This window comes from Erythrobacter sp., assembly GCF_030066995.1.
Lineage (GTDB): Bacteria > Pseudomonadota > Alphaproteobacteria > Sphingomonadales > Sphingomonadaceae > Erythrobacter.
The window spans coordinates 268,014-293,371 of sequence record NZ_JASJAP010000002.1; the positions used below are offsets into that span (position 1 = coordinate 268,014).

At 62.6% G+C, this 25,358-nt stretch carries 24 protein-coding genes and 1 tRNA gene; 15 read left to right on the forward strand and 10 right to left on the reverse strand.

Features of this window, described 5'->3' with window-relative positions:
- Positions 1–11 precede the first annotated feature (11 nt).
- From QNI87_RS07465 to QNI87_RS07480, 4 genes are all read right to left on the reverse strand, one after another.
- Positions 12–1,649, reverse strand: a complete 1,638-nt coding sequence (locus QNI87_RS07465) for an NAD(P)/FAD-dependent oxidoreductase (RefSeq protein ID WP_300595553.1) — start codon at positions 1,647–1,649, stop codon at positions 12–14.
- Between the two features lie 178 nt (positions 1,650–1,827).
- Positions 1,828–2,511 (reverse strand): PilZ domain-containing protein, encoded by a 684-nt coding sequence (locus tag QNI87_RS07470; RefSeq protein WP_300595554.1) that lies wholly within the window; start codon positions 2,509–2,511, stop codon positions 1,828–1,830.
- A 188-nt stretch (positions 2,512–2,699) separates the two neighbouring features.
- Positions 2,700–3,128, reverse strand: coding sequence for a lasso peptide biosynthesis B2 protein (locus QNI87_RS07475; protein ID WP_300595555.1), 429 nt, complete (start codon positions 3,126–3,128; stop codon positions 2,700–2,702).
- Positions 3,129–3,366: 238 nt separating this feature from the next.
- A tRNA-Thr gene (locus tag QNI87_RS07480) sits at positions 3,367–3,441 on the reverse strand.
- A gap of 109 nt (positions 3,442–3,550) precedes the next feature.
- Between QNI87_RS07480 and QNI87_RS07485 the strand changes: the two genes are divergently transcribed.
- The 9 genes from QNI87_RS07485 to QNI87_RS07525 all read left to right on the forward strand — a co-directional run bounded on the left by QNI87_RS07485 (position 3,551) and on the right by QNI87_RS07525 (position 11,434).
- Positions 3,551–3,676: a hypothetical protein gene (locus QNI87_RS07485; protein WP_300595556.1), complete on the forward strand. Its 126-nt coding sequence runs from the start codon at positions 3,551–3,553 to the stop codon at positions 3,674–3,676.
- A gap of 50 nt (positions 3,677–3,726) precedes the next feature.
- Positions 3,727–4,413 carry a 2,3-diphosphoglycerate-dependent phosphoglycerate mutase gene (gene gpmA, locus QNI87_RS07490; protein ID WP_300595557.1) on the forward strand — a complete coding sequence of 229 codons (687 nt, stop codon included), beginning with the start codon at positions 3,727–3,729 and terminating at the stop codon, positions 4,411–4,413.
- A 32-nt stretch (positions 4,414–4,445) separates the two neighbouring features.
- Complete coding sequence (gene purE, locus QNI87_RS07495; RefSeq protein ID WP_300595558.1) at positions 4,446–4,907, forward strand: 5-(carboxyamino)imidazole ribonucleotide mutase; 462 nt, start codon at positions 4,446–4,448, stop codon at positions 4,905–4,907.
- Positions 4,904–5,977 carry a 5-(carboxyamino)imidazole ribonucleotide synthase gene (locus QNI87_RS07500; protein WP_300595559.1) on the forward strand — a complete coding sequence of 358 codons (1,074 nt, stop codon included), beginning with the start codon at positions 4,904–4,906 and terminating at the stop codon, positions 5,975–5,977. Before purE ends, QNI87_RS07500 begins: the two co-directional genes overlap by 4 nt.
- 6 nt (positions 5,978–5,983) lie before the next feature.
- Complete coding sequence (locus tag QNI87_RS07505) at positions 5,984–6,502, forward strand: dihydrofolate reductase (RefSeq protein WP_300595560.1); 519 nt, start codon at positions 5,984–5,986, stop codon at positions 6,500–6,502.
- Positions 6,502–7,437, forward strand: a complete 936-nt coding sequence (locus QNI87_RS07510) for a bifunctional riboflavin kinase/FAD synthetase (protein ID WP_300595561.1) — start codon at positions 6,502–6,504, stop codon at positions 7,435–7,437. Before QNI87_RS07505 ends, QNI87_RS07510 begins: the two co-directional genes overlap by 1 nt.
- 114 nt (positions 7,438–7,551) lie before the next feature.
- On the forward strand, positions 7,552–10,473 hold the full coding sequence (gene ileS, locus QNI87_RS07515; protein ID WP_300595562.1) for an isoleucine--tRNA ligase: 2,922 nt from the start codon (positions 7,552–7,554) through the stop codon (positions 10,471–10,473).
- 5 nt (positions 10,474–10,478) lie between these two features.
- Complete coding sequence (gene lspA, locus QNI87_RS07520; RefSeq protein WP_300595772.1) at positions 10,479–11,021, forward strand: signal peptidase II; 543 nt, start codon at positions 10,479–10,481, stop codon at positions 11,019–11,021.
- Positions 11,022–11,023: 2 nt separating this feature from the next.
- The gene (locus QNI87_RS07525; protein WP_300595563.1) at positions 11,024–11,434 is read left to right on the forward strand and encodes a DUF3035 domain-containing protein; all 411 of its coding nucleotides are present in this window, start codon (positions 11,024–11,026) and stop codon (positions 11,432–11,434) included.
- 4 nt (positions 11,435–11,438) lie between these two features.
- On the opposite strand, the gene QNI87_RS07530 is transcribed toward QNI87_RS07525, so the two are convergent.
- Positions 11,439–12,746, reverse strand: a complete 1,308-nt coding sequence (locus QNI87_RS07530; RefSeq protein ID WP_300595564.1) for a hemolysin family protein — start codon at positions 12,744–12,746, stop codon at positions 11,439–11,441.
- 162 nt (positions 12,747–12,908) lie between these two features.
- Between QNI87_RS07530 and QNI87_RS07535 the strand changes: the two genes are divergently transcribed.
- Positions 12,909–13,607: an OmpA family protein gene (locus tag QNI87_RS07535; protein ID WP_300595565.1), complete on the forward strand. Its 699-nt coding sequence runs from the start codon at positions 12,909–12,911 to the stop codon at positions 13,605–13,607.
- Between the two features lie 69 nt (positions 13,608–13,676).
- Here QNI87_RS07535 and QNI87_RS07540 read toward each other — a convergent pair whose 3' ends face one another.
- Positions 13,677–14,453, reverse strand: coding sequence for a 3'(2'),5'-bisphosphate nucleotidase CysQ (locus QNI87_RS07540; protein ID WP_300595566.1), 777 nt, complete (start codon positions 14,451–14,453; stop codon positions 13,677–13,679).
- Between the two features lie 149 nt (positions 14,454–14,602).
- Between QNI87_RS07540 and sucC the strand changes: the two genes are divergently transcribed.
- A complete protein-coding gene (gene sucC, locus QNI87_RS07545; RefSeq protein ID WP_300595567.1) occupies positions 14,603–15,817 on the forward strand; it encodes an ADP-forming succinate--CoA ligase subunit beta in 1,215 nt (404 codons plus the stop codon).
- Between the two features lies 1 nt (position 15,818).
- A complete protein-coding gene (locus QNI87_RS07550) occupies positions 15,819–16,214 on the forward strand; it encodes a VOC family protein (RefSeq protein ID WP_300595568.1) in 396 nt (131 codons plus the stop codon).
- On the opposite strand, the gene QNI87_RS07555 is transcribed toward QNI87_RS07550, so the two are convergent.
- A complete protein-coding gene (locus QNI87_RS07555; protein ID WP_300595569.1) occupies positions 16,193–16,723 on the reverse strand; it encodes a DUF6265 family protein in 531 nt (176 codons plus the stop codon). The two genes, QNI87_RS07550 and QNI87_RS07555, sit on opposite strands and share 22 nt — an antisense overlap.
- 228 nt (positions 16,724–16,951) lie before the next feature.
- On the opposite strand from QNI87_RS07555, the gene QNI87_RS07560 reads away from it, so the two are divergent.
- The 3 genes from QNI87_RS07560 to QNI87_RS07570 all read left to right on the forward strand — a co-directional run bounded on the left by QNI87_RS07560 (position 16,952) and on the right by QNI87_RS07570 (position 19,657).
- A complete protein-coding gene (locus tag QNI87_RS07560) occupies positions 16,952–17,698 on the forward strand; it encodes an electron transfer flavoprotein subunit beta/FixA family protein (protein ID WP_300595570.1) in 747 nt (248 codons plus the stop codon).
- 31 nt (positions 17,699–17,729) lie between these two features.
- Positions 17,730–18,665: an electron transfer flavoprotein subunit alpha/FixB family protein gene (locus tag QNI87_RS07565; RefSeq protein WP_300595571.1), complete on the forward strand. Its 936-nt coding sequence runs from the start codon at positions 17,730–17,732 to the stop codon at positions 18,663–18,665.
- A 110-nt stretch (positions 18,666–18,775) separates the two neighbouring features.
- Positions 18,776–19,657, forward strand: coding sequence for an energy transducer TonB (locus QNI87_RS07570; RefSeq protein WP_300595572.1), 882 nt, complete (start codon positions 18,776–18,778; stop codon positions 19,655–19,657).
- 1 nt (position 19,658) lies between these two features.
- On the opposite strand, the gene QNI87_RS07575 is transcribed toward QNI87_RS07570, so the two are convergent.
- The 3 genes from QNI87_RS07575 to QNI87_RS07585 all read right to left on the reverse strand — a co-directional run bounded on the left by QNI87_RS07575 (position 19,659) and on the right by QNI87_RS07585 (position 25,259).
- Positions 19,659–20,144: a hypothetical protein gene (locus tag QNI87_RS07575; RefSeq protein ID WP_300595573.1), complete on the reverse strand. Its 486-nt coding sequence runs from the start codon at positions 20,142–20,144 to the stop codon at positions 19,659–19,661.
- An 88-nt stretch (positions 20,145–20,232) separates the two neighbouring features.
- Positions 20,233–21,462: a DUF445 domain-containing protein gene (locus QNI87_RS07580; protein WP_300595773.1), complete on the reverse strand. Its 1,230-nt coding sequence runs from the start codon at positions 21,460–21,462 to the stop codon at positions 20,233–20,235.
- Between the two features lie 179 nt (positions 21,463–21,641).
- Complete coding sequence (locus QNI87_RS07585) at positions 21,642–25,259, reverse strand: efflux RND transporter permease subunit (RefSeq protein ID WP_300595574.1); 3,618 nt, start codon at positions 25,257–25,259, stop codon at positions 21,642–21,644.
- Positions 25,260–25,358: the final 99 nt, after the last annotated feature.

Here is a 25,358-nt window from a genome sequence, read left to right on the forward strand (position 1 = left end):
GGCGCGCCGTGTCAGGCGCGCTTGCGTGCTTCATCTTCGACCGCCTCATCCGGCTTGATCCTCTCGGGCACACCGCGAAGGCTGGTGAGCGCGGCCACTTGATCCTGGTTCAGCGGCTTGTTGTCGCCGCCGGTTTCAATTTCACGCGCTGCAATCGCGGTCTCATCGCCCTCGTCGCCCGCCTCGTGATACTCCGCGTCCTCGTTGACGCACCACGTGTCATAGACGCGTTTGCCGGCGAGGATGTTCTCGACCGTCAGCATCGCGGTCATCATCGCGTGGTCCTGATTATTGTAGCGATGCATCCCGTTGCGACCGACAAGGTGCAGGCTCGGGTGCTTTTCTTCCAGTTCCGCGCGCATCGCCTGGACGTTGGCTTCGTAATCATCGTCATAGACCGGATAGGCCTTTTCCTGACGCACGACCGCGCCTTTGACGACTTGTCCGGGATCGCAGAGCCCGAGGATCTCCATCTCGCGCGTGGCTTGGGCCACAAGCTCTTCATCGCTTGAAGACCACAGACCATCGCCCTCGAAACAAAAGTACTCAAGGCCCACGCAAGCCATGTCCTCGTCAGGCACCATTTCGGGCGACCAGCTGCGGAAGTTCTGCACGCGGCCGACCTGCACGCGTTCATCGTGGATGTAGATCCAGTTGTCGGGGAACAGGTCCTCGGATTTGACCATGAGAGCAACGGTCAGGAAGTCGCGATAGCGCAATTTGCTGGCTTCGAGCGAGCTTTGCGGCAGCGGATGAATGCGCTTCGCCAGCTCGCGCATCGGCGCCGAGCTGATCGCGTCCTTGGCGCGGATCTGCACCGTCCCGTTCGCACCTTTGGCCGTCATCGACCAGTTGTAGCCCTCATCATTCGGCCCGATCGCGGCGAGCCGGTCGAGCGCGTGGCCCATCAGGACCGTCCCTTTTCCGGTCGCAAGGATCTTGTCGCGGGCCGCGTCCCACATCATGCCCGGCCCGAGGCGCGGGTAGCGGAAGGTTTCAAGCAGGGTCTTCACAGCCTGCCCGTCATTGGGCTTCTTGTTGAGGCCAAGGCTGCGCTTCAGGCCATCGGTGACCGCGCCCCAGAGCGACAGGCCCTTGATACGCTGCGCCGCCCAGTCTGCGCTCATCTCGTCGCATGGCATGCCCCACACCTTCTCGGTGTAGGTCTTGAAGAAGATCGAATAGAGCTTCTTGCCGAACTGGTTGGTGGTCCAGTCCTCAAAGCTTTTCACATCCTTGATCGGGAACAGCTTGTAGCGCAGATAGCTCGCCATGCAGGCGGTCGAGCGAAGTATGCCGAGGTTCGACAGCGCTTCGAACGCGCGCAGCGGATAGCTGTAGAACTTGCCCTCGTAATAGATGCGGCTCATGCGCGGGCGCTGGATGAAGTCGTCCGGCAGGATTTCGTTCCACAGGTCCACAACCTGTTGAGACTTCGAAAAGAAGCGATGCCCGCCAATGTCGAAACGATAGCCTTGGTGCTCAACCGTGCGGCTGATGCCGCCGACATAGGTTGCGTCTTTCTCTATGATTGCGACCGATTTGCCCTGCTTGGTCAGCAAATAGCCGGCGGTCAGTCCAGCCGGTCCGGCGCCGATAATGGCTACGTCTACGTCAAGAATTCCCGGCCGAGGCGTGTTTTCGATCATCAATGCCCCCAAGTGCAATACAGTGCGCGTCTGGCCGCTCGCGGCGTGCGCGAACGGGTTGGGATGAGGCATGAAGGAAATTGGTTAGCGGGCCGTAAACAGCCCCCTTTAATGACCGCGCAACCTTGAACAGGCGCGCCCCGCCCCAGGCAAGACCTCGGGCGGCGGCGCGGCGCTTTCATTCGTTCAGCAATCCGGGCGACTGCAGCCGCGCGACAAGACGCGCAAAATCCCCCAGGGTAAAGGTGTCGTCAAACACGACGCCATACTCACTCTCGCGCCGCCATCGGACCTTCGCGCGCACCTCGGAGAATTCGCGGACCGGCTCGCCGCTTTCGATGCGCAGGTTCTGGTCGATCGCGAACAGGTCGTCGCATTCGAACCGCGCGCCTTGTTGCGAAAGATTGACGACCATCGCTTCGCACCGCTGCTTGAGCGTCGTGATGCGGATCGGGAAACACACATTGAGGCGCAAGCCGCGCTTGGGATATTCGCCCGCTTCGGTGATCAGGCGCTGAACCTCGACATTCTCCGCAAAAGAGAAGCCCACCTCGTTCTCGCGCTCCCACACGGGCTCAACCGTGTAGGATCCTCCGCCAGGCATATGCAATTCGACCGTTCCGCCTTTGGGCAGGGCGTGAAAGAGCCGCACGCTGATACCGGAGGCTGACACATCGCGAATGACGCAGACGAATTCACCGTGGTTGGTCACAAGCTTGGCCGCGCGGATCAGCAAGGTGAAGCGCGTCTCGACGCGCTGCTCGGCGTCGGCTTCGGCTTCGGCTCCGATCGCAGCGAGCGCGTCGTCAGGCACAGCCACGCTCTCGGCGGCCTCCTTTGGTGAAAGGGATGCGTCTTCCATGCTCATCGTGTCTTCGTCGGCGCGCCGGGCACAAGCGCTTCGAGCGAGCGCCCTAGTCTGGCCTGGCGAGCCGGCAATTGATCCTTACCGCTCAAGGGCTCTTGCTATCCGATGGCGGGTTAAAGCTCGGATAATGGACTATGCGGGGGCATCGCAGTTTTGCGGTGGTCCGTGATGGTGTCAGCCGCTCATGGCCCGTTTCGAAACGAGCTTACGCAGGTCATCCCCTGCGATTCGCGGTATCCTGTGACGGGGTAATCGCCCGCCATTACCCAGGAATGCGCTTCGATGGACGCGAGCGACCCTACGCTGTTGGAAACACCGAAATGCACCACGTACCGAATACCAAGCGCGCGCAGAATCACCGCCGCGACCAACGCCTGTGCAAGGCAATTGGATCGCCACGGAGTGCGCTGGGCGATCTGTTCGATCAGACGCCCGATGCGCCGCGCTCTCCGACCGGCTCGAGGCTCTATCTCGCCGGATGCGTGATCCTGAGTGTCGCGCCCCAAGACCGACGCATAGGTCCGAAACGGCATGGTCATCACCGCCGCCCGGGCGAGACCCAGCCCCACGAAAACGAAGGGCACCGCGAGGAGCTGACGCACGCTGATCACGCGCGCCGCCCGCGATTGATGATGGCCATGGCGTTGTCGTTAAAGCGCGTCACTCCCAAGACCCTAGGCGATCACTGCACGGTTGGCGAGGCGCAGGGCCGGGGGCGGGGGGCAGATGGGGAGATGGTGCTGCCGGAGAGAGGCACCTCGAACTTGACAGAGTTCGCAAGGGCGACCGCCCGCCCGCACATGCCCCGCAGCGAAGCGAAGCGATCAGCATCGAGGACGCTATGAAAAATGGTGCTGCTGGAGAGAATTGAACTCTCGGCCTCACCCTTACCAAGGGTGCGCTCTACCACTGAGCTACAGCAGCCAATCAAGGCGCGCGCTATTGTCGCGCACGCGCGCAATGTCAAGCGGGCTTGCAGTGCGCGCGGCTTAGCGCCAAGGCGTTTCTCATGAGTGAAGGGGACCGCAACAAAATGTCGCGCGAAGAGCGCCTCGCGGCAAAGATGCGCGAGAACCTGAAACGCCGCAAGGCGCAGGCGCGCGAGATGAAGGCCGAATCAGCCGACAACAGGGTTCCCAAGGCCGAGGACGAAAGCTAACGCCCGCATTCCTGTCGAGCGCTAAGAATGGCCCGCGCCATGGAGAAAACATGCCCAAGCTGATCCTTGTTCGCCACGGTCAGAGCCAGTGGAACCTCGAAAACCGCTTTACCGGTTGGTGGGATGTCGATCTCACCGAGAAAGGCGTCGCCGAGGCCAGGGCCGCGGGCGTGCTGATGAAGGAAAAGGGCGTGTGGCCAACACGGTGCTTCACTTCGGTGCAGACACGGGCCATCAAGACGCTCAACCTGGCGCTTGAGGAAATGGGCCGGCTGTGGCTTCCCGTCACCAAGGACTGGCGCCTGAACGAGCGGCACTATGGCGGGCTCACCGGGCTCAACAAGCAGGAGACCCGCGAAAAGCATGGCGATGAACAGGTGCACATCTGGCGCCGCAGCTTCGATACCCCGCCCCCGCCGATGGAGCCGGGCAGCGAATACGATCCGGGCGCGGACCCACGCTATGAAGGGATCGATGTCCCCTACACCGAAAGCCTCAAACTCACGATCGAGCGTGTTCTCCCCTATTGGAATAGCGACATCCTCCCCGTCCTCGCCAGCGGCGAGACCGTGATCATCTCAGCCCACGGTAATTCCCTGCGCGCGCTGGTGAAGCATCTCAGCCGGATTTCAGATGAGGACATCACCGGGCTCGAGATTCCCACCGGCCAGCCGATCGTCTACGATTTCACAGACAGCATGGTGCCGGGTGAGCGGTATTATCTGAAGGACGTCTGAGAGGTTCTATGGGGGCAAGAATTGCCATTGTAATGGGAAGCCAGTCCGACTGGCCCACCATGAAGCGCGCCTCCGACGTTCTCGAAGAGCTCCAGGTCGCCCATGAAGCGCGCATCGTCTCCGCGCATCGCACGCCCGATCGGATGGCGGCGTTTGCAAAAGGGGCAGCGGGCGAAGGGTTTGACGTCATCATCGCCGGAGCGGGCGGTGCAGCGCATCTGCCCGGCATGATCGCCGCCATGACGCATCTGCCCGTGCTAGGCGTGCCGGTTCAGTCGAAAGCTCTTTCGGGGCAGGACAGCCTGCTCTCGATCGTCCAGATGCCAGCGGGCGTTCCCGTCGGCACGCTGGCGATCGGCGAGGCGGGCGCGACCAATGCGGGACTGATGGCCGCCGCCATCCTCGCGCTCAAAGACGAGGCTCTCTCACAGCGCCTGCAAGACTGGCGCGCGGCGCGCTCGGCCGCGGTCGGAGAGGTTCCGGTCGATCAATGAGCGCGCGCATCCCTCTCCCGCCCGGTGCGACCATCGGCATCCTTGGCGCGGGCCAACTGGGCCGCATGATGGCGACCGCGGCGAGCCAGCTGGGCTATCACTCGATCTCTTACGCGCCGCCGGGGGATAACGTCGCGGCCGACACCTGTGCCGAGCTGTTCGAGCGCAATTGGAGCGACACCGGCGCGCTCGCCCAATTTGCGAAGCGCTGCGACATCGTCACCTGGGAGTTCGAGAACGTGCCTCTGAGCGCGGTGGCTGCCATTCCCGAGGCTCTGCTGGCCCCGGCGCCGCGCGCGCTCGAAGTGGCGCAGGACCGTGTGAACGAGAAGCGCTTTGTCGAGGAGCTCGGCGCCACCTGTGCCCCCTATACGCGCGTCGACAGCGACGATGATCTGGCGCGCGCCCTTGAACGCGTGGGCACGCCGGGCATCCTCAAGACCGCGCGCGATGGTTACGATGGAAAGGGCCAGTGGCGCATCGCCAGCGCGCACGAAGCCGCCGGCGTGCGCTTCCCGGGGCGCCCGTGCGTCTATGAAGGCATGGTCGCGTTCGAGACCGAGTTTTCGGTCATCCTCGTGCGCTCGCGAGACGGGGAGGTGCGTTTCTGGGATTCGACCGCCAACCGCCACGAAAGCGGCATGCTGGTGAGTTCGACGCTGCCCGCGGGCGCACTTGTGGAAAGCCAGGTCGAAGCCGCGCGGAGCGTGGCGGAGAAAGTCGCGCACGCGCTCGAATATACAGGCGTTCTGTGTCTCGAATTCTTCGCGACCGAACAGGGGCCCATCTTCAACGAGATGGCGCCGCGCGTGCACAATTCGGGCCACTGGACCATCGAAGGCGCGGCCACCAGCCAGTTCGAGAATCACGTGCGCGCCATTTGCGGTCTGCCGCTGGGTGAGACGGCCACGCGCTTTGCCTCTATCGAAATGCGCAACATCGTGGGCGAGGCTGCGCTGAGTGCGCACGCAATGCTTTGCGAACCGGGCGAACCGCACCTGCACCTTTACGGCAAGCGCGAGGCCCGCGAGGGCCGCAAGATGGGCCATGTGACGCGCGTGAGCCAGTAGCCAGCCGTGCCCGAAACGCTCGAACCCGAAATCGTGCTGATCTACGCGCGCGCCAGCAACGGCGCGATTGGCCACGAAAACACCCTGCCCTGGCGCCTCCCGGCGGATCTCAAGCGCTTCAAATCGCTCACCATGGGCAAGCCGATGATCATGGGACGCAAGACGTTCGAAAGCTTGCCCGGACTGCTGCCTGGCCGCCGTCACATCGTGCTGACCCGGCGGGACAGCTGGAAAAGCGAAGGCGCCGAAATCGTCGGCTCGGTCGATGAGGCGCTTGCGACGGCACGGACCAGCGCAACGGACGAGATCGCGGTCGTCGGCGGCGCGGCGATCTACGATGTCTTCCGTCCGCTTGCCCACCGGATCGAAGTGACCGAGATCCACCGCGATTATCCGGGCGACACCTTCATGAAGCCGCTTGGCCCCGAATGGGTCGAAACGCGGCGCGATGATCATCCCGAGGCAGGTGAGAACCCGGCCTTTTCGTTTGTCACTTATGAGCGCGCTGATAAAGCGGGCGCGTAATGCGCTGGCTCGATCACCGTGACCCTGTCCAAGCACCCTTGCGCGGCGCCATCATCGCGTTGGGCAATTTCGATGGCTTTCACTCGGGCCATCAAGCCGTCGCAGGCGAGTCGATACGCTGGGCGCATGACGAGGGACGCCCCTCGATCATCGCGACCTTCGACCCGCACCCGGTGCGCTTTTTCAAGCCCGAGGTTCCGCCCTTCCGCCTGACAACTCTCGAACAGCGCCAGGAGCTCTATCTCGCCGCCGGAGCGACCGCGATGCTGGTCTTCCACTTCGACGCGGAGCTGTCGAGCACCAGTGCACAAGACTTTATCGAGACCATTCTGATCGACCGCTTCGGCGCGCACGGCGTTGTGACGGGGGGCGATTTCAGCTTCGGCCAAAAGGCGCTGGGCAATGTCGATCTGCTGCGCGAGCGCGGCGGAGCGCTGGGCCTCAAATCGCGCGTGGTCGATGTGGTGGAGGATGACGGCGTCGTCTCCTCCAGCCGCATCCGCGAGGCCCTGCGCGCGGGCGACCCGCAACTCGCCGCCAAGCTCCTGACGCGCCCGTTTGCGATTCGCGGGATTGTCGAACACGGCGACAAGAACGGGCGCAAATTAGGCTATCCCACCGCCAACGTCTCGATCGAGAACTATCTGCGTCCCCGATACGGGGTCTACGCGGTGACGGGGACCATCCTTGCGACCGGCGAAAAGCTCAAAGGCGCGGCCAATATCGGCATCCGTCCGCAATTCACTCCGCCCAAGGAATTGCTGGAGCCGTACTTTTTCGACTTCTCCGGCGATTTGTACGGACAGGAGATCGAAGTCGCGTTCCACCACTTCCTGCGCGGTGAGGCAAAGTTCGACAGCCTCGATGATCTGATGGCGCAGATGGAGAAGGATTGCGCCGAGGCGAAGCGCCTATTAGGGCAGCCCGAAATTTGAACCCACCCCATTCGTCTCGAGCGGAGGTTCGAGCGAAGCCGAGAATCGCAGTCGAGAGACATTGCGCGGCGGTGTCTCGACGGCGCTCGACACTAACGGATTTGTGAATTGGCGATGAGCACCACCGAACAGCGCGATTACAAGGACACGGTCTTCCTGCCCAAGACGAGTTTCCCGATGAAAGCGGGCCTTCCGCAGAAGGAGCCGGGTATTGCCGCGCGCTGGCAGGACATGAGCCTCTACCGCACCATGCGCGACACCCGTGCGGGCCGGGAGAAGTTCATCCTCCACGATGGCCCGCCTTACGCCAATGGCGACATGCATATCGGGCACGCGCTCAACCACATCCTCAAAGACACGGTCTGCCGCACGCAGAACCTGATGGGCAAGGACGCGCCCTACGTGCCGGGCTGGGATTGCCACGGCCTTCCGATCGAGTGGAAGGTTGAGGAGCAATACCGCAAGAAGAAGAAGAACAAGGACGAGGTTCCCGCAAAGGAATTCCGCGCCGAATGCCGCGCCTATGCGCAAAAATGGGTCGACACCCAGCGCGAACAGCTGAAGCGTCTGGGCATCATGGGCGACTGGGACAATCCCTACCTCACCATGGACTTTCAGGCCGAGGCGACGATTGTCGCCGAGCTGATGAAGTTTGCCGAAGCGGGTAATCTCTATCGCGGCTCCAAACCGGTGATGTGGTCACCGGTGGAGAAAACCGCGCTAGCCGAGGCTGAGGTTGAGTATGAGGACCTGACGGATAGTCCGCAGATCGATGTGGCGTTTGAGATCGTCGAAAGCCCCATCGATGACCTAGTTGGGTCAGCAGTCGCTATTTGGACCACGACGCCTTGGACCATCCCGGTGAACCAGGCATTGGCCTATGGACCGGACATTGAATATGCTTTGCTGCATGTGAACGCGGTCTTCGGAGACTATGGTAGCCCGGCAAGTCATATTCTTGTTGCCGCTGATCTTGCCGAAGCCTTCAGCAAAAGGATGGGACTGCACTCAGAGTCGGTTGATTGGCGCGGCAAAGGCTCCGATCTAGCCGGAACCAAAGTCCGTCACCCAATGCATCATCTCGGCGGGCTCTACGAAACGCTCCGCCCCATGCTGCCCGGCGACTTTGTCACCACCGACGCCGGCACAGGCATCGTCCATATGGCGCCCGACCACGGCGAGGATGATTTTGCGTTGTGCAAGGCGCACGGCATCCACCCCGTCTTCGCCGTCATGGACGATGGGCGCTATCGCGACGATTGGCCGTGGCTCGGAGGTTCGGACGAACGCCGCCGCAGCGTCATCAACAAGCCGTTCAACGCGCCCGACGGCCCGATCTGCAACGACCTGCGCGAGGCAGGCGCGCTGCTCTCCGCCAGCGCCGATTACGAGCATTCCTACCCGCATTCCTGGCGCTCGAAGGCCAAGGTCATCTACCGCTGCACGCCGCAATGGTTCGTACCGATGGACAGAGAGCTCGACACTCCCCTCCCCTCGCGGGAGGGGTCGGGGGTGGGGGGTGCCACGCCCGCTAATGCCGAGCACCCATCCCCAACCCCTTCCCTCGAAGGAAGGGGCTCCACGCTGCGGAGCCGCGCGATGAGCGAAATCGAACGCGTCGATTTCATTCCCGCAAAAGGCCGCAACCGCATCGGCTCGATGGTCGAGGGCCGCCCCGACTGGGTGCTCAGCCGCCAGCGCGCCTGGGGTGTTCCGATCACGCTCTTCGTGCGGCCGGACGGGACCTATCTGCAAGACCCGGCGGTCAACGCCCGCGTGGTCGAAGCGGTGCGGAAGGAAGGCGTCGATGCATGGGACGAAGCGCGCAAGGCCGAATTCCTCGGCAACGCGCACAATCCCGACGATTACGAGATGGTCACCGACATTCTCGATGTCTGGTTCGATTCCGGCTGCACCCACGCCTTTGTGCTTGAAAGCGGACGCTGGCCCGACCTGCAATGGCCCGCCAACCTGTATCTCGAAGGCTCCGACCAGCATCGCGGCTGGTTCCAGTCCTCGCTGCTCCAATCCTGCGCGACGCGGGGCCGTGCGCCCTACGATCAGGTGCTCACCCATGGCTTCACCATGGATAAGCAGGGCAAGAAGATGTCGAAGGCGCTCGGCAACACGATCAACCCGCTCACCGTCATGGAGCAATACGGGGCGGACATCATCCGGCTGTGGGCGCTGAGCGTCGATTTCACCGAAGATCACCGGATCGGCGATGAAATCCTCAAAGGCGTGGGCGATCAGTACCGCCGCCTGCGCAACACGTTCCGCTATCTGCTCGGCGCGCTCGATGGCTATGTCGGCGACATGTCGGACACGGGCGAAGTTCCCGAGCTGGAAGTGTATATCATTGCGCTGCTCGGCGAGCTCGACACAAAGCTGCGAAAGGCCGCCGAAGAGTACGATTTCAACACCTACACGCGGCTGCTCGTCGACTTTTGCAACGACGATCTCTCAGCCTTCTTCTTCGATATCCGCAAGGACGCGCTCTATTGCGATGGCGAGGATTCCGACCGCCGCAACGCCTATCGCGCGGTGCTCGACATGCTATTCCACGCACTGGTGCGCTACGCCGCGCCGGTGCTGGTCTTTACCGCCGAAGAAGTGTGGCAGACGCGCTATCCAGAGGATGGAGAACAGGGCGGGAGCGTTCACCTGCTCGAATGGCCAAGCGTGCCAGCGGTCCCTGCTGACAAGGCTAAGTGGGACGCACTTCGTTCGCTGCGCGAACGCGTGACCGAGGCGATCGAGCCGCTGCGCCGCGAAAAGACGATCCGTTCGAGCAACGAAGCCTTCGTTACCGTGCCCGCATCAGCCGTGCCCGAGGGTGTCACCGACGAACAGCTTGCGGAACTGTTCATCACCGGCACCGTCACGCGCGGCGAGACGCAAGAGGTGATCGTCACCAAATCGACCGACCACAAATGCGGACGCTGCTGGCGCCATTTGCCCGACGTGGCCGAGGACGGCGCGCTGTGCGGGCGCTGCGCCAAGGTGGTGCGCGAGTGGGACGCGGCAGCGTTGTGAGCGCCTTGTCCAGCCTGTTCACCCGAGCCCGCCTGCTCGGCCTGGCGTTGGCCGCGCTGGTGGCAACCTTCGACCAGTCCACAAAGTGGTACGTGACGCGTGAACTTGGGCTCAACCGGATCGGCGACAAGCTTGAGCTGTTGCCCTTTTTCGACCTCACCTACACGCGCAATTACGGCGTTTCGCTGGGTATGCTGGAGGCCACCAGCATGGAGATGCGCTGGCTGCTCGTGCTCTTGACGGCGGGAATAGCCCTGGTGGTGCTGGTGTGGCTGATGCGGGAGAAACGGCTCGGCGATATCCTTGGTCTCGCGCTGATCCTGGGCGGCGCGATCGGCAATATCTACGATCGCTTCACGCTCGGCTTCGTCACGGATTTCGCCGATTTGCACGTCCATATCGCTGGGGACATCTTTCGTCCCTTCCTCATATTCAACGTCGCCGACGCCGCTATCACCATCGGCGTGGTTGTAATCCTTGCCCGCGCGCTGTTTGTGAGCGAAAAGGACGCCGACAGCGATGCGCCCTCGAGCGCTCTGGAGAATTGACTATGCCCACTATCAGAACCGCCATCCTGCTGGCTGCCGCTGGCGCGACCCTTGCGTCGTGCGGAGGCGGAGGCTTGCTGAACCGCGAACGCCCCGATGAATTCGCCGTGCAGCGTCAGGCGCCGCTCGTGGTTCCGCCCGATTTCTCGCTGACCCCGCCGGCACCAGGAGCCCCGCGCCCGACCGAAGGCACCGCATCGGAACAGGCGCTTGAGGCCCTGTTCGGCGGCCCGCAAGAGCGCAGCGACATCGAACGCAGCACGCTTGACCGCGCGGGTCGGGCCATTCCGGGTATTCGCAGCCAGGTGGGCGATCCCGGCACAAACACGGTGGCCAAGGGCCGCGTCACCCGCGACATCATCGCCGCGCCAGAGGGCGATGGGGCGACCGCATCGACGCTGATTCCAAGCTGATCGTCTAAGCGCTCTGCGGGGCCACCTCGCGCACCAGAATCTTGTCGATCCGGCGGCGATCCATCGTCACGATCTCGAAACTCCAGCCCTGATCCTCAAATGTCTCGCCCGGAATGGGAAGACGCTTGAGCACCGAAAGTGCGTAGCCTGCAGCTGTCCCGAACTCCCTGTTTTCGTCGTATTCGAGGCTCAACCGGTCGGCGAGCGCGTCGGCCGAAAGCGCTCCGGAGACCAGCAGGGATCCGTCTTTGCGCTCCTCTATAAGGGGGGAGGCGCGCTGGTCTTGATCGCTGGCGAAATCGCCGACCAGCGCGGTCAACAGATCGACCGGCGTGACGATGCCTTCGAAATGGCCATATTCATCGTGGACCACAGCCATCGCGATATCGGCCGATTGCAGGACGCGCAGCGCGTCCATCGCGTCAAGCTGATCGGGCACGACCTCGGCCTTGACCGCCATTTCGCGCAGCGAGACCGGCGCGCCGGCGACCAGAGCGGCCAGGACATCGCGCACCTTGACGATGCCGAGGATCACGTCGGGCGAGCCCTCGGCCACAGGGAGGAGCGAATGCGGGCTTTCGCGAATGATCTTGCGCAGCGTCTTGTGATTTGCGTCAACGTCGATCCAGTCAATCTCGGTGCGCGGCGTCATCAGTTCGCGCACAGGCCTCTCAGCAAGACGCACTACGCCGGTCAGGATCTGGTGCTGCTCGGCCTCGATTACACCCGAGCGCGTCGCCTCGGCAAAGATCATCTGCAGCTCTTCCGCGGTGACGCTGCTCTGTCCTTTCGAGCGGATGCCGAAGAGGCGGATGAGAACCGCCGAGCTTGAATCGAGAACCCACACAAGCGGCGCGGCCACGGTGGCGAGTGCGGCCATCGGGCGCGCCATCACGAGGCTGATCGGCACGGCGGCGCGCAAGGCGAGCTGCTTGGGCACCAATTCGCCCACCACAAGGCTGAGATAGGTGGTGAATGCGATCACGACAAAAAAGCCGGCTTCTTCGCCCAGTCTTGGCGGCAGGCCCAGCGCCACCAGCCGCTCGCCCACCGGACCGCCCAGATTGGCACCGGAGAACGCGCCCGCAATGATGCCGATCAGGGTGATCCCGATCTGCACGGTCGAGAGAAACTTGCCCGGCTCTGCCGCCAGCCTCAGCGCGATGCGAGCCGAAGCCGATCCTTCTTCGGCGCGTGCTTTCAGCCGCGAAGTCTTGGCTGAGACAATCGCAAGCTCGGACATGGCGAACACGCCGTTGAGCACAATCAGCCCGACGATGATGAACAGATAGGCCCAGGGAAACGGTGTCACCCTCAGAGCGCTACCACAATTCGCCGCGCTTGCCAGCGTTGTCGTTGCGCGCGATGTTTCGTATTCTGCGTGCGACAAATCGCACGGTGCCGTCACGCTCTACGGAACCAAAGCGCGTCAATCTGCTAAGTGGGGGCAGACAATTCAAATGGAGGATCAATAATGAAAATCAGCCGCATGTTTCTTTCAGGCACCGCCGCGCTCGCCCTGCTGGGCACCACGACAGCCTGCGTCACCGATCCGAACACCGGAGAGCGCAAGGCCTCTCGCACCGCGATTGGAGCGGGTGTGGGCGGCACGCTTGGCTATCTGCTGGGCGGCGCCATCGGCGGCGACGCAGCGCGAATCATCGGCGCTGGCATTGGTGGCTCGGCGGGCGCCGTTCTCGGCAAGCGCTACGACGATCAGATCCGAGAGCTCGACGAACAGACCGAAGGCACCGGCGTCGAGGTTGAAGAGGTGGGCGATCAAGACGCGATCCTTGTGCGCTTGCCCGACGGCGTGACCTTCGCGAGCGGGTCGGCCGACATCAATCCGGGCTTTTACGACACGCTCAATGTCGTCGCCGATAGCCTGGTCAAGTATCCCAACAGCTTGGTCGATGTGTATGGCTTTACCGACACGACCGGAAGTGACGCGCTGAACCAGCGTCTTTCCGAGGAGCGCGCACAGTCGGTCGCCGACTACCTCGCCGCGCGCGGCGTGGCGCGCAGCCGCTTTGCAACGCAGGGTTTTGGCGAAAGCTACGATCAGCTTCGGATCAAGACCGCCGATGGGGTGGATGAGCCGCTTAATCGCCGGGTGGAAATCAAGATCATCCCGATCAGCCAGGACGATGTGGTCGCCGCGCGCGGGCAGTAATTCCCGAAGCCTGCTGTATCACAAGGGGTCCGCTCTACTGAGCGGACCCCTTGTCTATCTCAAAGTTCTCTATTTCAAAGCCCTGGCTCTCTCGGCGAGTCGCTCCACAGCCTCTTTGTGAATTCCCGGTGAGCATACGAGAACGCCGAAATCGCGCGGGTCATGCTTGTTGTAGGCAAGCGGCTTGCCAAAGGCGTCGCTCACCTGCGCGCCGGCCTCGCGCGCGATCAATGTAGCCGCAGCAATATCCCATTCAAATCCCCAGCGCAGAGTGGCCACCAGGTCCGCACGGTCATCGGCCACCATGGCAATGCGCAAGGCGATCGAGTTTGGTTTTTCAACCATGACGAGATCGGAATCGACGCTCGACAATTGATCTGTTGGCACGCGCGCTCCGGAAAACTGGGAGCGTGAGCTGGCGATAAGCGGGCGATCGTTGAGCGTCGCGCCCTTTCCGGCCTCAGCAACCCACTCCTCGCCCCGCGCTGGGGCAAGCAGAACACCGATAAGCGGCCTGCCTGCGCTCACCAGCGCGACCGAGACAGTCCAGCCCGTGCGGCCGCGCACATAATCGCGGGTTCCATCGATCGGGTCGACCAGCCAAATCAATCCGCTGTCGGTGCGCTGCTTGTCATCCGCGCTCTCTTCGGAAAGCCAGGCTGTCGAGGGCAGCAGGGCGGTCAGTTCGCGGCGCAGGAAGCGGTCTACCTCCAGATCCGCTTCGCTTACCGGATCGCCTGGCGCCTTGTCCCAGCTCCGCAGCGCATGGCCATCGCCAGGCCAGCGCGAATGCGCAACGCGGCCAGCTTCGCGGACGATGTCAAGAAGACGGGAACGGTCGATCATATCCGCCTTTCGTCGTGCCCCCGCCAGAAGGCCTTTTCAAGGGCGACCAGACATGCTTAGGCGCGTTTCGACGGAACCTCTCCCCCACTCGTTTTGGCGTTCCCTAGGCGCGGACGAGGCGGGCACAACAGCAAAGGGATCACGCTGACATGAACGTCCACGAATATCAGGCCAAGGAACTGCTCAAGGAACACGGCATCGCGGTGCCCGATGGCTACGCCGCGCTGAGCGTGGAAGAGGCGGTTGAAGGCGCCAAGAAGCTTCCCGGACCGCTTTATGTCGTCAAGGCGCAGATCCATGCGGGCGGACGCGGCAAGGGCAAGTTCAAGGAACTGCCCGAGGACGCGAAGGGCGGTGTCCGCCTCGCCTTCTCGCTGGACGAAGTCGAAAGCCACGCCAAGGAAATGCTTGGCAACACGCTCGTCACCGTGCAGACCGGCGAAGCGGGCAAGCAGGTCAACCGCCTCTACGTCACCGACGGCGTCGACATTGAGAGCGAATACTACCTTGCCATGCTGGTCGATCGTGCGAGCGGGCGCGTGGCCATGGTAGCCTCCACCGAAGGCGGCATGGACATTGAAGACGTCGCCCACGAGACGCCCGAGAAGATCACCACGATCACGATCAACCCCGCGCAGGGCTTCATGCCGCATCATGGCCGTGCCGTGGCGTTCGCGCTTGGCCTGGACGGCGACCTCAACAAGCAATGCCAGAAGCTTGCCAAGCAGCTCTACGACGCTTTCACCGCGAGCGATTGCGACATGCTGGAGATCAACCCTCTGGTCGAAACCAAGCCCGACGCCGATGGCAAAGCGCATCTGCTGGTGCTCGACACAAAGATGAGCTTTGATGGCAACGCGCTCTATCGTCACCCGGCCATTGAGGCGATGCGCGATGAGACCGAGGAAGACCCCGCCGAGGTTGAAGCCAGCGAATACGACCTTGCTTACATCAAGCTCGACGGAAACATCGGCTGCATGGTCAACGGCGCAGGGCTTGCCATGGCGACGATGGACATCATCAAGCTGAACGGCGCGTTCCCGGCCAACTTCCTCGATGTAGGCGGCGGCGCGTCGACCGAGAAAGTGACGGCGGCGTTCAAGATCATCCTCAAGGATCCGGCGGTCGAGGGCATCCTGGTCAATATCTTCGGCGGCATCATGAAGTGCGACATCATCGCCAACGGCGTGGTGCAGGCGGCCAAGGACGTGAACCTTCAGGTTCCGCTGGTGGTTCGCCTAGAGGGCACCAACGTGGAAGCGGGCAAGGAAATCCTCGCCAACTCCGGCCTCGCGATCGTCCCGGCGGACGATCTGGGCGACGCGGCGAAGAAGATCGTCGCCGAGGTGAAGAAGGCGGCATAATGTGGGTAGATCGGGCCCCATAAGCGTTTGCGGCGCGATTCTGCTCACCGAGCATCCAGATGAGCTGGCGGAATTCTATATCGGACGCCTCGGCATACCGCTCAAACGTGAGGAACACGACGGTCTGCCAGCGCATTTCGGAGCTGATGTCGGCTCCTGTCACTTTGCGATTCACCCACCGGCCAGTTTCGGGCTTGACCGACGCTCTCCGGGCGGCGTGGTGATCGCCTTGGAGATTCGCGACGTGGACCGACGCGTCGAAGATCTCCGCAATTCCGGCGTTCGCATTCTGATCGATCCTCACGATGAAGGATTTGGCCGGACAGCAACAATTGTTGATCCGGAAGGCAATTTGATCGAACTTGTCGCCCTCGACTATTCCTTCTCGGAAATTTGACCCATATGTTTGAAGCGGAACAGCAACTCCCCGCCCGACTTCATCCGTACTGCTGCGACCAGGCCCTCGCGCGGCTTGTCTGCGTCGGCACATCGCAATGTCAGCGCGTAGAAGAAGGCCGCGCACGGCTCAATCGCGACGAGCCGAAAGGTCAGCATCCCTTCCTTCTCCTCCCACCCGGTCAGGTCCGCGTTGAAGTGCTTGAGCCTGAGCACCAGCGTGCCCTCTTCCTCCATCAGATAGAGATGCTCGGTGAATTGGATGTCGCCCTCAGCGGACTGCTGAACGAAAGTGCCGACCATCGTGTCGCCAGAAGGCGGCAGCCAACTCTCCATCGCAGGCGCACCGCGTATGCCGGTGCCCGCCCACTGGCCGATCAGCCAGTCCACCTGCGACAGCGCAGCAGGAGGCGATTCGAAGCCTTCCTCACCGATACGGGTCTCTTGCGCGCCGAGCGGTGCACTCGCCAACCCGACCGCGACCCAAAACGCTGCAAAAAATCCTCGCATTGTCTCTTCCCTCCCGTTTCCCATGTAGCGCAGAGGGCCAAATTGACCTAGCAGCGCAAAGGCAGCCTATGGACCATGCGCCAGACGCATCGGGTGCAATCTGAGTTGCAGGGAATAGCAGGCGATCAACTTGACGTTTACGTAAACGCAAGCTAGGTCGGCCGCAAGAATTCGGAACGCCGTTCGCACCAAAAGAGTTCGGGCGACAAAGGGAAAGGAAGAGACCCCATGAAAATCCTCGTCCCCGTCAAACGGGTGATCGATTACAACGTCAAACCGCGCGTCAAGGCCGATGGCTCGGGCGTTGATCTGGCCAATGTCAAGATGAGCATGAACCCGTTCGACGAGATCGCCGTCGAAGAAGCCATCCGCATCAAGGAAGCGGGCAAGGCCGAGGAAATCATCGCCGTCTCGATCGGTCCGGCCAAGGCGCAGGAAACGCTGCGCACCGCGCTCGCCATGGGCGCCGATCGCGCGATTCTTGTCGAGACCGACGAAGACGTTGAACCGCTGGGCGTTGCCAAGATTCTCAAGGCGATCGCCGACGAAGAACAGCCCGGCCTCATCCTGCTCGGCAAGCAGTCGATCAGCGACGATTCGAACCAGACCGGCCAGATGCTTGCCGCGCTCATGGGCCGCCCGCAGGGCACCTTCGCCAACACCGTGTCCATCGACGGCGACAGCGTCGAAGTGAAGCGCGAGATCGATGGCGGCCTTGAGACGGTCAAGCTGACCATGCCCGCCATCGTCACCACGGACCTGCGCTTGAACGAGCCGCGCTACGCTTCGCTGCCCAATATCATGAAGGCGAAGAAGAAGCCGCTCGATACCAAGGCTCCCGCCGATTTTGGCGTCGACATCGCGCCGCGTCTCACCACCACAAACGTCGCCGAACCGCCGGTGCGTCAGGCCGGTGAGAAGGTCGAGGACGTCGCCGCGCTGGTCGCCAAGATCAAGGAAATGGGGATCGCTTAAGCGGCCCATTTGAACAAAGGGATTTAGACAGATGAACACTCTCATTCTGGTCGAACACGACAATTCCACGGTCAACGACGCGACGCTGGCTGTCGTAACCGCCGCCGGAAAGCTGGGCGATGTCACCGCGCTGGTCGCGGGCAAGGATTGCGGTTCGGTCGCTGAGGCCGCGGCCAAGATCGCGGGCGTTTCCAAAGTGCTCAAGGCCGATGACGCCGCCTACGAGCACGCTCTGGCTGAAAACGTCGCGCCGCTGATCGCCGGGCTGATGGAAGGTTACGACGCGTTCCTCGCGCCCGCCACGACCACCGGCAAGAACATCGCACCGCGCGTTGCCGCGCAGCTCGATGTCATGCAGATTTCGGACATTCTTTCGGTCGAAGGCCCCAATACCTTCACCCGTCCGATCTACGCCGGCAACGCGATTGCCACGGTTGAGAGTTCGGACCCCAAGCTGGTCATCACCGTGCGCGGCACGTCCTTTGACAAGGCGGCGGCGGACGGCGGCTCCGCTTCGATCGAAGACGTGGCCGGTCCGGGCGATGCGGGCCTGTCCAGCTTCGTCAGCAGCGAGATCGCCGATGGCGGCGATCGCCCCGAACTCGCCAGCGCGAAGATCATCGTGTCCGGCGGTCGCGCGCTGAAGGATTCCGAAACCTTCGAGCAGATCATCAACCCGCTCGCCGACAAGCTTGGCGCTGCGATCGGTGCCAGCCGCGCCGCGGTCGATGCAGGCTATGTGCCCAACGACTATCAGGTCGGCCAGACCGGCAAGATCGTGGCTCCGGAAGTCTACATCGCCATCGGCATTTCGGGCGCGATCCAGCACCTTGCCGGAATGAAGGATTCCAAGGTCATCATCGCCATCAACAAGGACGAGGACGCACCGATCTTCCAGGTCGCGGATATCGGCCTCGTGGCGGATCTTTACGCCGCGGTTCCCGAACTGACGGGCGCGCTGGACTAAAGCCTTCACTACAGGCCAGCCCTTAGGAAACCGATAATTGTCAAAGACCTCCGCTGCGCTAAGGTGCGCGGCGGAGATCTTTTTTTTTGCTTCGCTTGCCTCGCTATTTCATGGCCGCTCTGACCCTTTCAGCGGTGACGGCGTCCCCTGCCAGCGCCGCGCGTGAAACCGTGGTTCTCAAGCCCGCGGGCAAATGGTCGGTGGACTTTGGCGAGGCGCGCTGTCGCCTGGCACGCGTATACGGAACCGGCGAAAACCGCCACGGCCTGTTCATCCAGCAATGGGACCCGTCGGGAGCGTTCAGTTTCACGGTCGCGGGGCCCAGCTTCAAGCGGTTCAAATCGCGCCGCGCAACCTTCGTGCGCTTTCGCGAAGGGAAGGAAGAGCATGAGACAACCCCTTTTGTCGGAAACTCCGAGAGCTTCGGCAAAGCGTTGATCGACACGAATTTCGCGATCGATCCGTCTGCGGTTGAAGCTGAAGACCCAGCCAATCTCAGCGCCGACGGGGCACTCGAGACCGGGCTCCCGCAACTTGATCTGGAGGATGCCAGCGCGGTTGAGTTCATAGAGCTAAGGCAGTTCGGTCGCGTGGTTCGACTCGAAGTGGATGCACTGCGCGGTGCCTTCGAGGTGATGAACGCGTGCACACAGGACCTAGTCAAAGACTGGTGCCTGGACCTAGAGAAGCACCTGACAGCGACACGGCGAGTATCTATGAGCAATTTCGATGCGATCGCGCGCCGTGTGGCGTCAAACTATCCGCGTGACGCGCTCCTCCGAGGAGAGCAGGCGATCCTGCGAGTGAGGGTAGCGGTCAACGCACAAGGCAAGGCGACCGATTGCATCATCAACGATGTGACGTTTACCGAACGCCTTGATTCGCCGGCTTGTCGGCCCTTGATGCAGGGCACCTACACCCCCGCGCTCGACGCTCAGGGGGAGCCCTTCCCCTCGTTCTTTACGACGTCGATCACGTATCGGATGGATTAGATCAGCGGGTGCCCTCACGCTTCGCCGGAGCCCGCCTTGCGGCGTTCGAAACACGGGTGCGCGGACGGTCGTAGTCCAGCGTGGCGGAAGCCATGCGCGCCGCGCTTTCGACAGCCGCTTTGACGTCACCGGCCATCAAGGCGGCGGCGCATTGTCCGCACTCGCGCTGGGTTTCGTGACCGCGATCCTGCCCCAGCACCCCGCCAATAAGTTCGAACAGCCGAAAACGCTCGGCGGCAAAACGGTCCTCGTCGGCTCCGCAATCCAGCAACGAGAAGTAGAGCTCATCGCGCGGATTGCACAGAGAATCGCGCGCCGGACCCAGGGCCGGGCCGGTGAGGACGAACGCCCCCGATCCGACCTCGAGCGTGCAAGCCTCACGCGCGCAGACGAGCGCGCCGTTGATGACCGCTTGCCCGCCCGGAGCAAGGTGCACCGTCTGGACGTATGGCGGGGCGCTATCAGAAGGCGGGGGCTCGTGCGACATGTCGCTTCCCAGAACGACCGCAGTGATCGCGAAAGAACTCGCAAGGATACCTAGCCGCCCGCTTAGCGGGTGATCACACCCCCTGGAATCACAAGAAACTGACGATGAAATGCAGCGTCATTCCGACAAGACCGCCGACAAGCGTGCCGTTGATGCGAATGAACTGGAGGTCGCGTCCCACGGCGTTCTCGATCCGGCCGGTGATGGTGGTCGCGTCCCAGCGCTTGACCGTTTCGGACACGAGCGTGACGATCTGATCGCCGTAGCGCGTGGCCACCCCGGCGGCGGTGCGGCGAGCAAAGCGATTGATCTGTTCCTGCAGGCGCAAATCCTGCTTCAAGGCCTCTCCCAGATCGATCAGAGCCTTGCGCATATCGCCGCCCAGCTGTGTGTCTGCCGAGCGAGCGCGACGGATCAATGAGCGCCGGATACGCTCCCAAACGCCCATCCACCATTCGCCCACCGCCGGATTTTCGACCAGATCGCGCTTCATCGCTTCCACGCGGTCACGCGTTTCAGGATCGTGCTGCAAATCCTGAGCGAGCTTTTGCAGACCCTCTTCGATCTTGTGGCGAATGGGGTGTTCGGGATCGACCAGCACTTCGGCCAGCAACTTGTAAAGGCCGTCAAGCACGTTGGCCGAAATGCGTTCGTCAAGACCGGTCCAGCGCAGCACCGCATTGGCGCGCTTGTGGATCACGTCTTTGACCGTGTCTTCGTTGTCTTCCAGCGTGAGCCCGGCCCAGCGGATAAACCCGTTGATGAGCGGCAGATGCTGCTGGTCGGTCATCATGCTTTCGAGCATTCGCCCGGCCAGCGGCGATATCTCGAGCTTGTGAATCTGCCCGGCAAGCCCGGAGCGCACCTGGTTGCCGAGCCTTTCGGGATCGAGCGATTCGAGCACCTCGGCCAACATCTCCGCCGCACCCGCCGTGATGCGCGAGCGCGTGTCGTTGGCGTCTTCATCGGGGCTGTCGGCGAGGAAATCCCCGATCGCGCGCGCGATATTCATGCCCGTCATACGCCGCGCGACGACGGAGGGAACCAGGAAGTTGCGACGCAGGAAGCCGGCCATGGTCTCGGCGATCCTGTCCTTGTTTTCCGGGATGATCGCGGTGTGCGGGATTGGAAGGCCGAGCGGGTGGCGAAACAGGGCGGTTACCGCAAACCAGTCCGCCAGACCGCCCACCATCGCCGCTTCGGCAAAGGCGTTCGCGTACCCCCAGACCGGATGCGCGCCGGGCGCGACCGCAGGGCCATGCGTGGTGAAGAACAGGAGCGCCATCGCCGCGAGCAACCCGGTCGCGGTCCAGCGCATGCGACGCGCCTTGTCTTCGCTCAACGGCTCGCCGCCGAACGGCGAGGGCCCGCTCGTATCCGATGCGGTTTCGAAGGGCGACTGAGGCGCATGCATGACGTTCTCTATGTGCCGCAAAACCGGCCCAACGTCACGCGCCGCATCTCGCACGCGCGGTTTGGGCAAGGCGCGCCGCGCCGCTATTCAGCCGGCTGCACCCCGCCCATTGCCCCCTCTGCGCGTGGGCGGAGCGGGGCGTCGGCATCGCCGGGCTTATAGGTCAGCAAGCGTTGGCGCAGCCAGGGCCCGGCCCGCTTCTCGAACCCGTCAGCCAGGCTGAAACCGGCGGGCACAATCAGCAGGGTGAGCAGCGTCGACATAACCAGACCGCCGATCACGACAATGCCCATCGGCTGACGCCACGCGCCATCGCCGAACAGGGAGAGCGCGGTCGGTACCATGCCCGCCGTCATCGCCACGGTTGTCATGACGATCGGCTGAGCGCGCTTGTGGCCGGCCTCCATGATCGCTTCCAGCTTCTCGGTGCCGCGATCCATCTCCTCGATTGCGAAGTCGATAAGCAGGATCGAGTTCTTCGACACGATGCCCAGAAGCAGCAGAATACCGATGTAAACGGGCATCGAGTTGGGAAGGCCGAATATCCAGATCAGGAAGACCCCGCCAAGCGGTGCCAGCGCCAGACTGGTCATATTGACGAGCGGGCTCATCAAACGCTTGTAGAGCAGCACCAGACACGCGAACACGAGCAGGATCCCGGCAATGATCGCGATCACGAGACTGTCCTGAAGCTCCTGTTGCCACTGCTCGTCTCCAACCGCGTCCCGGATGACGCCCGTGGGCAAATTCTGCAGGATCGGCAGGGCTTCGATCTGCTGCTGCGCCGTGCCTTTGAGAATGTTGGGCGCCAGATCCGCCCCGATCAGGATCCGCCGGTTCTGGTTGTAGCGCTGAATGATGGTCGGACCCGCGCCAAAGGTGATATCGGCGACTCGCGAGAGCGGGACAGAGCCGCCCGTCACGGTCTGAACCGGAAGGTTTCGGATTGTATCGAGACTGTTGCGGTCGTCCTTGCCCAGCTTCACGCGGATCGGGATCTGGCGATCGGCGAGCGAAAACTGCGCTGCGTTCTGATCGATCTCGCCCAGGGTCGCGATGCGGATGGTCTGGCTTAGCGCGATCGTGCTCACACCAAGCTCGGCCGCGAGAGTCGTATTGGGGGTTATGATCAGCTCGGGGCGATTGACATCGCCGGAAATGCGCGGGGCGACGATGGTGTCGAGACCCTTCATCTGCTCGACGAGCTTGGTGGCCGCTTCCTGCAGCAGATCGGGATTGGAGCCAGCGAGCATGATCGTGATGTCACGGCCCGTGCCGAACCCGCCGCCTTGCGACTGAAAGCGCACGCGCGCGTCCGATATCTGATTGAGAAGCGGCGCAACCTGCTTTTCGAACTCCTGCTGCGTGCGTTCGCGTTCCGGCTTGAGGTTGAGGAAAATTGTGCCGTTGCCGATACGGTGGCGTTCCAGAGCGAAATCGAACTCGGGTTGTTCTTCAAGAATGGCGACCGCCTGATTGACCACATCGCTTGTCTGCTCGAGCGTGGTGCCGGGCACCATTTCGATCTGCACCGTGGATCGATCCGAATCGATCGTCGGCTGGAACTGACCGGGAATCTGCGCGAAGAGAAGCATGGTGACGAGCAGCGAAAACCAGCCAATACCCAGCATCCAGACACGGTGATCGTAGAATCGGGTGCGCGCCCAGTTTGCCCCGCGATCGACCTGGCTGAAACTGAACGGGCGCGGCTCCGCCGTGTTCAAGAGCCAGCCCAAGGACAGATGGACAAGCCACTCGGCCGCCCAGACCGACATGTAGGCGAGAGCTGCGACCATCGGCGTGAGCGCTCTGAAGGCGAGATAGCCCGCTCCAAACGACAGGAGCGAGACCACGACAACGACGACCAGCTCGAATGTCTTTGATACCGCCAAGGCGAGGGAGCCGGTGCCATCCGGCGAAACCGCAAAGGCCGCATTCTGCGCAATCCCGAGACCTTCGAGCCCGGACCAGATCGGCTGAAGGCCCGCATCCTCAAGGAACGAGGCCGAAAGGCTCCCGTTGAACAATTCGAACATCGTTACAAAGGTCACGGCAAGCAGCAAAGCCGAGACCAGCAGCAAGGTGACCGTATAGCGAGCCCGTGAAGCAGGGGCCTCAAGCGTCTCGCGGCGTCTGTCCATCCGGCTTGTGTCGAGCGTCCAGGAAAGAACGCGCAGATAACGGTCCATCACCGGACCCTCGCCGTGGACCGCGTGCCCCTTGGTCTCAAGGAAGTAGGCCGCCATCAAGGGCGTGACCATCCGCGCCACGGCCAGCGACATCAGCACCGCGACAACGACGGTGAAGGCAAAGTTCTTGAAGAACTCACCCGAAATGCCCGGCATCAGCCCGACCGGCAGGAACACCGCGACGATACAGAAGCTGGTGGCCACAACCGGCAATCCGATCTCGTCGGCAGCGTCGATACTGGCCTGATAGGCGGTCTTTCCCATGCGCATGTGGCGCACGATGTTCTCGATCTCGACGATAGCATCGTCGACCAGCACTCCCGCGACAAGGCCAAGCGCCAGCAGCGACAGGAAATTGAGGTTGAAGCCCATCAGATCCATGAAGAAGAAGGTCGGGATCGCCGAAAGCGGAATGGCGACCGCGCTGATCGCCGTGGCGCGCCAGTCGCGCAAAAAGAAGAACACGACGACCACGGCCAGGACCGCGCCTTCGATCAGGGCCGACATGGAACTGGTGTACTGACCACGCGTCCGATCCGTGCTTGTGCCGAGCCTCACGAACCGCACGCCCTCGGTCTCGCTCTCGATTTTCTCCAGAACCGCCATGGCGTCTTCGTAAACCGCGAGGTCCGACGCGCCGCGAGCGCGGTTCATGTAGAAATTCACGACTTCCTGATCGCCGACTTCGCTGCGCGATGTTCGCTCGCCATAGCCATCGCGAACCGTGGCCACATCCGCGAGCTTGACCGTGCGACCGCCGCCCAGCTGAAGCTGAACCTGGGAGAGATCGTAGGCGCTCTTGGCGTTGCCGAGGACGCGCAGCGACTGCCGCGTACCCCCGACCTCCGCAAGCCCACCAGCCGCGTTCACATTCTGCTGGCGAAGGACCGCGTTGATCTGCGTCGCGGTGACCCCCAGAGCCTGCATCTTGGCGGGATCGAGAATGACTTCGATTTCGCGGTCCACCCCGCCAAACCGGCCAACTTCGGCCATGCCTTCGACGTTGAGAAGGCGCTTGGAAACCGTGTCGTCGATGAACCAGCTAAGTTCCTCGATCGTCATGTCGTCGGCCTCGACCGCGACGTAGCCGATAGGCTCACCGATCGCGTTCACCTTGGTCACCTGCGGTTCTAGGATACCGTCGGGAAGGTTACCGCGCACCCCGTCGATCGCGGTGGTGACTTCGCTCAGCGCTTCGGTGATATCGGTGCCGACCTGAAACTCGACGAAGGTGTTCGATGAGCCTTCGCTGGCCGAGCTTTGGATGGAATTCACACCGTTGATGGACCGCACAGCGGCCTCAACCCGCTGCGTGATCTGGTTCTCGATTTCCGTCGGCGCGGCGCCCGGCTGAGCGATGGTGACGTTCACGCCGGGAAATTCGACATCTGGGTTTTCGGTCACGTCCATGCGCATGAAGCTGACGAGCCCCGCCAGCAGGAGCGCGACAAACAGCACCAGCGGGATCACCGGATTGCGGATCGACCAGGCGGAAATGTTGCGAAGACCCATGAGCTGTTCTTGTCCTAAGGCTGATCTTGTCTCAAGGCGCGGCGCGCGGTCGCGCGCGCTGCAGAGTTACGGTTTCGCCCGGTGCAGGGATGAGCTGAT